The 9,779-nt window shown below is 33.5% G+C and carries 13 protein-coding genes and 1 pseudogene; 11 read left to right on the forward strand and 3 right to left on the reverse strand.

From position 1 onward, the window contains the following. From C8N37_RS22455 to C8N37_RS23330, 3 genes are all read left to right on the forward strand, one after another. Positions 1-922 (forward strand): Rpn family recombination-promoting nuclease/putative transposase (locus C8N37_RS22455; protein WP_317046796.1); only part of this gene is annotated, 922 nt, incomplete at its 5' end. A 133-nt stretch (positions 923-1,055) separates the two neighbouring features. Next, entirely contained in the window at positions 1,056-1,232 is a 177-nt protein-coding gene (locus tag C8N37_RS23325) for a heavy metal-binding domain-containing protein (RefSeq protein ID WP_108161013.1), read from the forward strand. Beyond that, positions 1,153-1,461, forward strand: a complete 309-nt coding sequence (locus C8N37_RS23330; protein WP_108161014.1) for a heavy metal-binding domain-containing protein — start codon at positions 1,153-1,155, stop codon at positions 1,459-1,461. The genes C8N37_RS23325 and C8N37_RS23330 overlap by 80 nt, the downstream gene beginning before the upstream one ends. Before the next feature lie 262 nt (positions 1,462-1,723). On the opposite strand, the gene C8N37_RS22470 is transcribed toward C8N37_RS23330, so the two are convergent. Continuing rightward, a complete protein-coding gene (locus tag C8N37_RS22470) occupies positions 1,724-2,860 on the reverse strand; it encodes a hypothetical protein (protein WP_108161015.1) in 1,137 nt (378 codons plus the stop codon). 300 nt (positions 2,861-3,160) lie between these two features. Further along, positions 3,161-3,253, reverse strand: a pseudogene (locus C8N37_RS23020) (ATP-binding protein); the annotation flags it as partial. A 409-nt stretch (positions 3,254-3,662) separates the two neighbouring features. Here C8N37_RS23020 and C8N37_RS22480 point away from each other — a divergent pair. The 8 genes from C8N37_RS22480 to C8N37_RS22510 all read left to right on the forward strand — a co-directional run bounded on the left by C8N37_RS22480 (position 3,663) and on the right by C8N37_RS22510 (position 9,451). Beyond that, the gene (locus C8N37_RS22480) at positions 3,663-4,010 is read left to right on the forward strand and encodes a GNAT family N-acetyltransferase (protein WP_146171129.1); all 348 of its coding nucleotides are present in this window, start codon (positions 3,663-3,665) and stop codon (positions 4,008-4,010) included. Between the two features lie 234 nt (positions 4,011-4,244). After that, positions 4,245-4,397 carry a YbjQ family protein gene (locus tag C8N37_RS22900; protein ID WP_170114584.1) on the forward strand — a complete coding sequence of 51 codons (153 nt, stop codon included), beginning with the start codon at positions 4,245-4,247 and terminating at the stop codon, positions 4,395-4,397. A gap of 30 nt (positions 4,398-4,427) precedes the next feature. After that, the gene (locus tag C8N37_RS22485) at positions 4,428-5,288 is read left to right on the forward strand and encodes a hypothetical protein (protein WP_108161017.1); all 861 of its coding nucleotides are present in this window, start codon (positions 4,428-4,430) and stop codon (positions 5,286-5,288) included. Between the two features lie 191 nt (positions 5,289-5,479). Beyond that, a complete protein-coding gene (locus C8N37_RS22490; RefSeq protein WP_108161018.1) occupies positions 5,480-6,604 on the forward strand; it encodes a helix-turn-helix domain-containing protein in 1,125 nt (374 codons plus the stop codon). 157 nt (positions 6,605-6,761) lie between these two features. Next, positions 6,762-7,808 (forward strand): serine hydrolase domain-containing protein, encoded by a 1,047-nt coding sequence (locus C8N37_RS22495; RefSeq protein WP_108161019.1) that lies wholly within the window; start codon positions 6,762-6,764, stop codon positions 7,806-7,808. Positions 7,809-8,121: 313 nt separating this feature from the next. Next, complete coding sequence (locus C8N37_RS22500) at positions 8,122-8,904, forward strand: hypothetical protein (RefSeq protein WP_108161020.1); 783 nt, start codon at positions 8,122-8,124, stop codon at positions 8,902-8,904. A gap of 92 nt (positions 8,905-8,996) precedes the next feature. Beyond that, positions 8,997-9,230 (forward strand): hypothetical protein, encoded by a 234-nt coding sequence (locus C8N37_RS22505; RefSeq protein WP_108161021.1) that lies wholly within the window; start codon positions 8,997-8,999, stop codon positions 9,228-9,230. After that, a complete protein-coding gene (locus tag C8N37_RS22510) occupies positions 9,227-9,451 on the forward strand; it encodes a hypothetical protein (protein WP_108161022.1) in 225 nt (74 codons plus the stop codon). The genes C8N37_RS22505 and C8N37_RS22510 overlap by 4 nt, the downstream gene beginning before the upstream one ends. A gap of 20 nt (positions 9,452-9,471) precedes the next feature. Here C8N37_RS22510 and C8N37_RS22515 read toward each other — a convergent pair. Continuing rightward, positions 9,472-9,779 (reverse strand): toxin-antitoxin system YwqK family antitoxin (locus C8N37_RS22515; protein WP_394342505.1); only part of this gene is annotated, 308 nt, incomplete at its 5' end.

Consider the following 9,779-nt stretch of genomic DNA (forward strand, 5'->3'; position numbering starts at 1 on the left):
TATTATTATGAAAAAAACAAAAAGTAACTTAGGTAAGTATGTTGGTTTTAGTGGAGACTGGAGTTTTAAATTTTATTTTGGCAGGGAAGAAAATATGCCGATTTTAATTGGGTTCTTAAATGGGCTCTTTGAGGGAGAGAAAGTTATTCAAGAACTTCATTATCGGCCAGTGGAGCAGGATGGCGATCTTGAAAATGAACGGAAGGTTATTTTCGATCTGTATTGTACTGGCATTGATGGTGAGCATTTAATTATTGAGATGCAGCAGCTTTATCAAGATTTTTTTAAAGATCGGACCGTTTTTTATACATCCAGGCTTATCAATAAACTTATACCCAGGGGCTATAAGGGAAATACATACGAACTTCCCGAAGTATATTTTATTGGTATCTTAGAATTTGAATTAGGAGAAACAGAACCCGGAAAGTATTTTTACGATGTTGCCCTTTGCGATAAGCAGAGTAATCGTGTTTTTTATGAAAAGCTTGGTTATAAGCTGTTAATATTACCAAATTTTAATAAGGATGAGGCTGATATCAAGACGGATATGGATATTTGGCTATATCTATTGAAAAACATGAGTAAACTTGATAAAATACCGGATTTTTTGGATAAGCGGGTATTTGGTCTTATCTTTGACATAGGCGAAGTAGCAAAATTAACACCGGAGGATAAGATGGCATACGAAGCAAGTTTAAAACATAAGCGTGATGCAGAGAATACCTATTCTACTGCTCAGCGTATTGGACATGACCGAGGTTTAAAAGAAGGCTTAAAAGAGGGTTTAAAAGAAGGTATTGCAAAAGGCGAGCAGAAAAAAGCTATTGAGACGGCTTTGAAACTGAAAAAGATGGCGTTATCAGTAGAGCAAATTGCTGAGGTTACAGGCCTTACCATCGACGAGATTGAAAAACTGAAATAAATCAGATAAACAAATAAAGCCATTCTGTCAAGAATGGCTTTATTTGTTTAATACCTCCCTTACGGCTTCCCGTATCTGTTAATGAAACCAATCCATTATTTTCTGGCTTTTAAAGCAGTATTCATCATACACCATGATCGTTACCAGTACCCATACCATCGAAGGGAGAGAAGTCCAGCGTTATTTTGATCCTATATCAGCAACAGCTGTTATAGGAGCCAATGCTCTGAGTGCGATCCGGAGCCAGCTTCGTAGCGTTTGCTTCGCAGATCCCTTCGGGATTCTTCGGTGGGCGCTCCCGCAATTATGAAAACAAGCTACAGGAGCTCTATAAGAGCGTAGTGGAGTCCTTAAATCAAAATGCCCGTAGCTATCGGGCAGATGCCGTTATAGGCTTCAGCGTCAATATTGACGAGCAAAGGTTTAAAGAGCGAAATCTTTTAATAGTTAAAATTGATATTGTTTATTTAGTAGCATTTCTTTATGGGGGCCAGCCTCTTTGTTATTTATCAAATTATGCTATCTTCAAATCAGGTTAGTAAAACAATATCGTTTTAATATATAGTGGTTTAAGTCTATTTTTGGTTTTTAAAAACTGCCAATAACATGAAATAAGAATTATGAGTGTTATTGAAAATTTTTAGTATTAGTGCTAAAATTATAAAACCTGTAATCTTCTATAATTACAGGTTTTAAAGCGTTTAGACCATTTTGAAAGCTTTTTACTTTCCTTTATTGTAGAGAAGTGAGTTACAATATTCAGGTAGCAGTGGTTTAAAAGCTCTAATTCGTTGTGCGTTGTTATTTTATCGAAATATTCTTACTTTCAGTTATTTTAGGAATATATATAAGATAATCATAACCCTTTATAACTCTCGATAAGTATATATCATCTACTTTTAGCTTGTTTTGTAAAATAGATTTCTTTAAAGGTCTTAAATCAAAGCAGTACCACTGATCATCTTTTAGCACATTTAGAAAAGATTTAAAACTCGTATTGTCATTGTCGTCTTCTCCTTTTTCAATAAGCATTATATGTAATGATTTCCTGAAATTTGCCTCTTCAATATTAGAAATTAAGCTGCCTATATCATAAATATCAGTTTTTGTTAATATAGTTTCACCTCTTGGTACATGGACAGAACCAAATTTGAAAAGATTTTTTTTGTTATTCCAGTCTGGCATTTGTTTTAGCAAGATGTTTTTCATCAATTGAATTCTTAAGGGATGATTTCTTTTTGTATAAATCTCTCTGCTTAACCTCAATGCTTCAATTTGTTTTCGCTCCTTGTCAGAAAGTTTTAACATCAACAATAAATCTAATTTTTGAAGGCAATCTTCGGATAATAGATAGTATTTTTCAAGACCCTCCTTATCCGCAAGTTGTTTGGAATTAAAAAGCATTTGCTCATATATCTCAATCACTTTTTTATTTTTCGAAGTTTCTTTTAAAGTTGAAATGATCATCTGATCTGCAAAAAGGCTAATTTGTTCGACACCATACACCTTTTTATTACGTTTAACTAAATTCTTAAACAAAGCAAATTCGGGTTCGTACTCCAAAAAAGAAAAGTTTGTACTATATTCTTTAACAAATAAATTAAGCTGTTCAGGAGATAGAGATTTAATTTTTGTTTCGATGATATCTACCGAATAAGGATCAACCTCAAGAAAATAGTTGTCAAACTCAACCTCATTGATAATAGCATTTGTGAAATAAGGAATTTCGTTGGTAGAATGAGTTTCTCCCAATAAAACAGAATTAGATTGTTTTATTTCGTTCAGTAAAACATCCCATCCTTTGCCCTGAAATGAAATGTTTTTATCATTTTGGAAAGGGAAACCATTCTTTTGAACTATGCTGTCAAGTAGTAAGTTTTGAGCATAGTTGAAATTTGTAATGAATAATGTAAGAAGTAAGAATATTATTTTTTTCATTTTGTATTATCTTTTTTTATTTTGGTTTATCGAAGTTGTATTATAATAACGCAAAACGTTAGGGGCTTTGCGAAGTGGCTACTTGTTTAGCTGTTAGTTTTAAGTGTATCAAATTTTCCTTTTTGAGTAAATTCTGTCTCAGAAATATAAACCCGTCATTTTACCAAACAGACTTAGCACCTGTTTATTTTTTACTTTATATCATCATACTGGATATACTGGTGATGTTGACCTCTCTGCTGGACATACTGACCCCTCTAAAAAGAGTAGCATCTCAGTCCAACTGATGACCTGACAATATTACTTCTTTTTTCTTAGACTTTCACCTTTTAGCTCAATTCGATATGATCCATGAATTAGTCTATCGAGTATTGCATCTGCAATCCTTGGATTGAGTTTGAACTACTCAAGAAAGCTTGGTTGATTAATGTGTCTAATGAGAGAGTTTTCTTATAATTTCAGCAGCTTTTCATAATGGTAAATATTAACATCGTGAGAAACTGATTATTATAATGAGTCAAGAATCAAAAGTTTAATCGAGAACTTTATTAAGATCATCTACCAGCAAAAGTTGATTATGGCATCTGCCATTTATTCAATTTTAATTCAATAAATTCGGAGTTTAATTTTGTAAGTTTTACAATGATAATAATTTAATCTTTAATGGCAGTTCAACAAATTGAGACAGAAAGAATTCTTCTAATTCCCTACGATAAAACTCTGATAAATAAGATACAAGTAGCGGATTATTCCAGCTGAAGGTTGGCCGGATGAAGATGTTTTAGATACATTGCCAAGGATATTGATTAATTTAGAAAAGGTATTATCTCCAACAGGATTTGAGTCATGGATGGTTATCGTAAAAGAAAAGAATGAAATTATTGGTGACATCGGATTCAAAGGTCGGCCAGATTCTCTGGGAAGGATAGATCTGGGATATGGGATTGTTGAAAACGTTCGGAAGAAAGGCTACGCAAGGGAAGCTGCTTTAGGCTTGATAAATTGGGCATTTAACGATGTACAAGTTATTGAAATAACAGCTAAATGTGACGTTGGAAATATTGGATCCATCAATTTATTAAGTTCTCTTAATTTCGAAAGAAAGAATACAGAAGAAAATATGATAGGCTGGAATTTGGTCAGAAATTAAATTTTGCTGGAAGAGCCTATGTTTGTCTATTGATCAAATTGCTGAGGCGACAGGCCTTACCATCGGCGATATTGAAAAACTGAAATAAATCAAATAGATCATATGGATAAACCTATAAAGCCATTCTGCCCAGAATGGCTTTATAGGTTTATTACCCTCCTTACGGTTAACCGTATCCATTAATCAAACCAATCCATTATTTTCGGGCTTTTAATACAGTATTCATCATAGACCATGATCGATACCAGTACCCATACCATCGAGGGGAGAGAAGTCCTGAGTTATTTTGATCCCATTTCAGCAACAGCTGTTATTGGAGCCAATGCTCTGAGTGCAATCCGGAGCGAGCTTCGTAGACCTCTTCGGTGGACGCTCCCGCAATTATGAAAACAAAAACAGGAGCTTTATAAGAGCGTAGTGGAGTCTTTAAAGCAAAATGCACGTATCTATCGGGCAGATGCCGTTATAGGCTTCAGCGTCAATATTGATGAGCTCTCGGGCAGAGGCACGCCGATCGTTATGATCACCGCTATCGGTACACCTGTATTGCTCAATCAGATTAAACATATACAAGCAGAAGCAGTAGGTGGAGATATCGATGGATCAGTTATTAAGAACAAAGTCAAAGCAAGCTTGATTATAGAACGCTATACCGGTATCTATGCCATGAACAATGCTACAGCCGAGTTTATAGCTACATCCCGATTGACCGAATTTGTCCCCCTGCTATTCAAAGCAATGAATGAAACAGGGGAGGATCAAGAATTCAAAGATCCTCAAGCCACGCTCTTCCGTTATTTTGATTTCCTGGACAAAGATCAAGCTATAGCCAAACTCTATGGACAATTGTTGTCGGATGATTTAACCGGTGCGCAGTTTAAGATCATTAGCAAAGCTATCAGCAGTTCCAATCTGATCGATTACGATCAAGTGTCGAAACTGTTAGCAGGATCTTTATTGGCAAAAAAGGCAGCATTGAAGGTACTTACTTTAGACAAAGACTGGTATTCCGCTCAAGATATTGCCTATCTACAGACATGGAGAGGAGAGGGCTTGGTACAGCTATTTCCAGAAGTAGTTACCGTTAAAGAATCAAAGGGCATATTTTCATCGGGCAAAGAAGTATGGGAATGTTTATGTGGCTATAACAATAAGCTGGATGCTACAGCATGTAGTTCTTGTATCAAAGATAAAAGGGGTTTTGGTTCTGGGGAATTAAAACCTGAAGCTCTGCAGAAACTGATTGATCGGAAGTTAGCGATTATTGAAGGGATTTAATGGTGAATAGAATTATTTTACTTTTGAATGTTTAATACACGATGGATCTTTCTTATTTGTGCTTAAATAGTACAATTATAATGCAAGGTCGTAAAAGGTGGAGTTGATAAAAAAAATAGAATATTTGGAAAATGTTTATTGACAATCATTTTTCTTTATGATCTAATATCCTATTTTTATAAAAAAATTAAATGGACAAATTGAGTTTTCTGGAAGTTATTGCTGCGATTGCCGTTTTTATATCGCTCCTGCTTGCCGTTTTTTTGCTAACGGTGAAAACGGAAAGAAAACTGGAAAACAGATTATTTGCAGCGTTCCTTATCATTAATGCCATTGATATCAGCGGGCTTTTTATGCATATTTTTGTTGATAGCTATAATCTGAAAACTTTCAAAATATCTGCTTACTTATTAGTAATGCCTCTTTTCTATCTGTACGTTAATGCTGTTTGCTATTCTGATTTCACCTTAAAAAGAAAGCATTTGCTGCATCTTATTCCTTTCATTGTTGCCAATTTAATTTTAGTTCCGAGACTTTATCTAGCACAGGGTGCTGCTAAAGAAGCTTTCTTTAAAGCTATGTGGCACTCCCCTGAAATGTTTTTTTATCAAGTAATCGGAGAACTTCAGTTCTTTTTTTATATCGTTGCCGTATTCCTTATCCTTAAAAAATATAAGAAGATTTATCTTGAAAATTACACCAACCCAAGCACTTTGTTATACAAATGGCTGTCTCAGCTTACAAGGATTTTCTTAGTGATCCACGTATGTATTATTTTAAAAAATATTGTAAGATACACACAACATAAAGATCTATTTATCTGGTTGAATATTGTTGCTGGAACGGTTTTTTTACTGGCTGCCTGTTGGTTTATATTAAAGGCATTAAATTATCCTGAGCTTTTTCGCAGAATTGATTCTACCTTACAACCTACAAATGATTTTGTGGAAATTTTGAAAACTGATAATAAATCGGACGAAATAAAAAGTTTTCAGATCCAACAACTTAAAAATTTCATGGTTGAAAAAGAGCCCTTTTTAGAGCCTTCATTAACGATTCAGGAATTGGCAGATCAGGTGGGGATTCCCGTTCGTGATTTGTCTGTTTTAATTAACCATCATATTAATCAGCATTTTTTTGATTTTGTGAATGAATACCGCATTAAAAAAGCAATGACCATTCTTAAAGATCCCTCAAAAAAAGAATGTACTGTGTTAGAAATTTTATATAAAGTGGGTTTTAATTCAAAATCTTCTTTTCATACCTCTTTTAAAAAATATACGAATCAGACGCCGACAGCATATAGAAATAGTTGATAATTAAATGATTGTAAATAATTGAACTTTCAATTGCAGATAAACGCACTCATTTTATTCAATAAAATGAGTACGACTTTTTTATATGGACTTTTTTCAAGATTCTCTACAGCATATTTGCATCAGATTATGAATGTTAAATTAAAACTTAGAAACTATGAAATATTTAGCCCCTCTTTTAATTTTTGCCTTACTTGGTTGTAAAATTTTTCAGCCAATCAATAAACAAAATGTTGAAAATGCGATTACAAAAAATGCGCTTCAGTTATTAGAGGACAAAAGATTTCATTCTGTTTCCGTTGCAGTATATAAAAATGGAAAATCCACAATAAAACATTTTGGGGAATTAACTATCGGGAAAGGAAATAAACCAAACGATTCTACACTTTATGAATTGGCTTCCGTAACTAAAACCTTTACAGGGTATATAGCCGCTAAAGCCGTACTTGAAAAAAAAATAAATTTAGATGATGATATTAGAATCTATCTTGACGAACTTTATCCCAATTTAGAATTTAAAGGTGAACCTATAAGAATCAAACACCTCATCACACATACAAGTGGATTTCCTAATTTTCCTATAAAAAGCGAAAATAAAAAGGCTTTTTTTGAAGGATTAGAATTAATCAACATTGAAACGAAACCTGGCGAAAGGTATTTCTACTCAAACACGGCCCCAGAGTTGACAGCCTATATCCTTGAAAAAGTATATCAAAAATCTTTTGAGGAATTGGTAATTGAATTTGTTTTGAAACCAAATAAAATGAACCAAACCAAATTTACACTCAATGAAAATGATAGAACAAGATTAGTTAAAGGTTATAACGACAAAAACAAGTTAATGCCTAACTTCAATCGAACTTTATGGGGTGGAATTTCAGGATTGCACTCTACGACTACGGATTTAGTGAAATATATGAAATTGCAACTAGACAAGTCAAATCCTATTGTAAACGAATCCCATAAAAAATTATACAAAGAGGGTTCTGATTTTTGGGAAGGATATCATTGGTACATCATAGAAAATGATAATAAATTAATTTATAGACATCACGGAGGTATATACGGAATGCAAAATTGGTTTGTGATTTATCCTAAACAAAATATAGGGATATCTATATTGACCAATACCAGCTTTGATAAAACAGGAGAAATTTTAGAAAAAGTAGTTGATAACTTGTATAACGACATAAATACAAACTAATCTATTGATAAAACTTAAATGAAGTAGTCAAGATTTAATCTGACAGTTATGATAAATTAATAACTGAATCAGAAATTAGAATTATTGAAGACTTACCTGTGTTGGTAAACTTCCCTGTTTTTCAAACAACTTAAAAGTATTAATTTAGTTTGTTACTTCTGGCTTATGTTTAAGGACATCCTTGTAAAGAATCAAAATTTTCTCAATCTTATTTATTTGCGAATTCATCAAGTAATTTCAAAATAAATTAAATGTTGAAATATTCATCATTAATCAACATATTTGATAAGGGATAATAAAGACGCATCTTAAAATGGGGACATTCGATTTTTTGAAACGATGGAATAGCAAACCTTCAGTAAAGAAAAGATTAAGAAAACTGCTTAATTCCCTTTATGAATCACTTGCTGATAATCAATATTTTCAACAAACTGTAGAATACAACCATCAGGAGGAGTGGGAGCTTGCAATTGAAAGTCTGATAGAATTGGGCAGTAGCGGTTCCGCACAGTTCACTAAAGAAGTGTGGGTTGAACTATATCAGCTGGCTAACGAAATAGGGCTAGATGAAAACGCAAATTATTGCCGAAAACAAATTGACCTGATAGCATCTGAAACTTATGAAATAGACGAGATTGATGAATTAGGATTTTCTAAGTCTGAATTGGAATATTATGACAAGCACGTCAGGTTTTACTATACCAATATCGTCAATTCGCTTATTCTGTTCACTTATAAATATAGAGAACTAGAGCTTATGGCATCTCCCATTTTCGACCCAATGACAGAGCTTTATGAGGAATTGGAATATGCATGTACACCGGTATGCTTCGAAACGGTATTTAGGAAAAACCTAATACCAATCATATACAAGCAAGAACTACTGAGGTTCAAAACTAAGGTCGATCAAATGCCAAGTGAGATATGGGATTGGGAATATTTGGAAGAACATCCGAGCTGGATAAACATAAGAACTGATGCTGAAGAAATATTAAAGAAGATGGGAATACCGCACCGTGTATATGATTACTCATTCACCAATGTAATATCATCAAGTGGAGAAGTGATCAAAAGAAAGAAAAGTGAAGATGGCTGACATCTGATCCATTTTGATAAACTCTTTTTAGAAGAAGTAGCATCTCAAAAATACCTCATTTGTGATATTTTTTAGAATAAATAATTAACAATATGACCGTAGAAAATCGAAAGTCGTTCTTAGAAATTAAAGTTATTTGGAAGGATGACGAAATGTTTGAGCTCAGGGTAACAGCGTCAAACATTAACTTTTTTGGAACAACAGATGTATATGATAAATCAGAATGCTTAGCTAATTTCGCAAAGACTTTAAAAGGTTTTCCGAATGATAACGAAATAATATTTTATGAATTAGGGAAAAAAGACGTTATGCTTACTTTTCTATGAAATATTATTCAATCGGTAAAAGTGGTTATATTGGAGTGGAAGTAAATCTCGAGAGCAATGTGTCAACCGAATATCGACAAGAGGAAAAGAATAAAATAAAACTGGAAATTATTGTTGAGCCAAATGCAATTGACAATTTTCAAAAAGAACTATTTAATATTGCTTCTAGAGAAGAAGGAGTAGCCACACTGCCCGGTACCAATAATATACTTTACATTTAACAAGTTTGTTAGCAAGACGCCTATTCGACCAATTTTCCGTCTTTATAAGTTTGAATGGCATTCTGTTTTCCATCTTCACTTGTCATTTCCCAAATACCGTCATATATACCATTCTTCCAGTTTCCTGTAGCCCTTTTGTTCCCATTAGGAAACCAATAATGGTGTGTGCCGTTAGGTTTTCCATCAACAAATTGACCTTCCCGTGCTTTTTTTCCGTTCGGATGCCAAAACTCCCATAATCCATTCTGTTTCAGATTCTCTATTTTACCGCGAGAATATAGGATTCCATTCAGATAATAGGTGTCTTTCATTCCATCACTGATAGGTT

Origin of the sequence: Sphingobacterium faecium, from assembly GCF_003054045.1 — a bacterium.
Taxonomy (GTDB): Bacteria; Bacteroidota; Bacteroidia; order Sphingobacteriales; family Sphingobacteriaceae; genus Sphingobacterium; species Sphingobacterium faecium.

Excerpts from the sequence above, each read along its gene's own strand:
- C8N37_RS22500 (WP_108161020.1), top strand. The coding sequence starts at position 8,122 with ATGGGGACATTCGATTTTTTGAAACGATGGAATAGCAAACCTTCAGTA.
- C8N37_RS22510 (WP_108161022.1), top strand. The coding sequence starts at position 9,227 with ATGAAATATTATTCAATCGGTAAAAGTGGTTATATTGGAGTGGAAGTA.
- C8N37_RS23325 (WP_108161013.1), top strand. The coding sequence starts at position 1,056 with ATGATCGTTACCAGTACCCATACCATCGAAGGGAGAGAAGTCCAGCGT.
- C8N37_RS22490 (WP_108161018.1), top strand. The coding sequence starts at position 5,480 with ATGGACAAATTGAGTTTTCTGGAAGTTATTGCTGCGATTGCCGTTTTT.
- C8N37_RS22470 (WP_108161015.1), bottom strand. The coding sequence starts at position 2,860 with ATGAAAAAAATAATATTCTTACTTCTTACATTATTCATTACAAATTTC.
- C8N37_RS22900 (WP_170114584.1), top strand. The coding sequence starts at position 4,245 with ATGATCGATACCAGTACCCATACCATCGAGGGGAGAGAAGTCCTGAGT.
- C8N37_RS22495 (WP_108161019.1), top strand. The coding sequence starts at position 6,762 with ATGAAATATTTAGCCCCTCTTTTAATTTTTGCCTTACTTGGTTGTAAA.
- C8N37_RS22505 (WP_108161021.1), top strand. The coding sequence starts at position 8,997 with ATGACCGTAGAAAATCGAAAGTCGTTCTTAGAAATTAAAGTTATTTGG.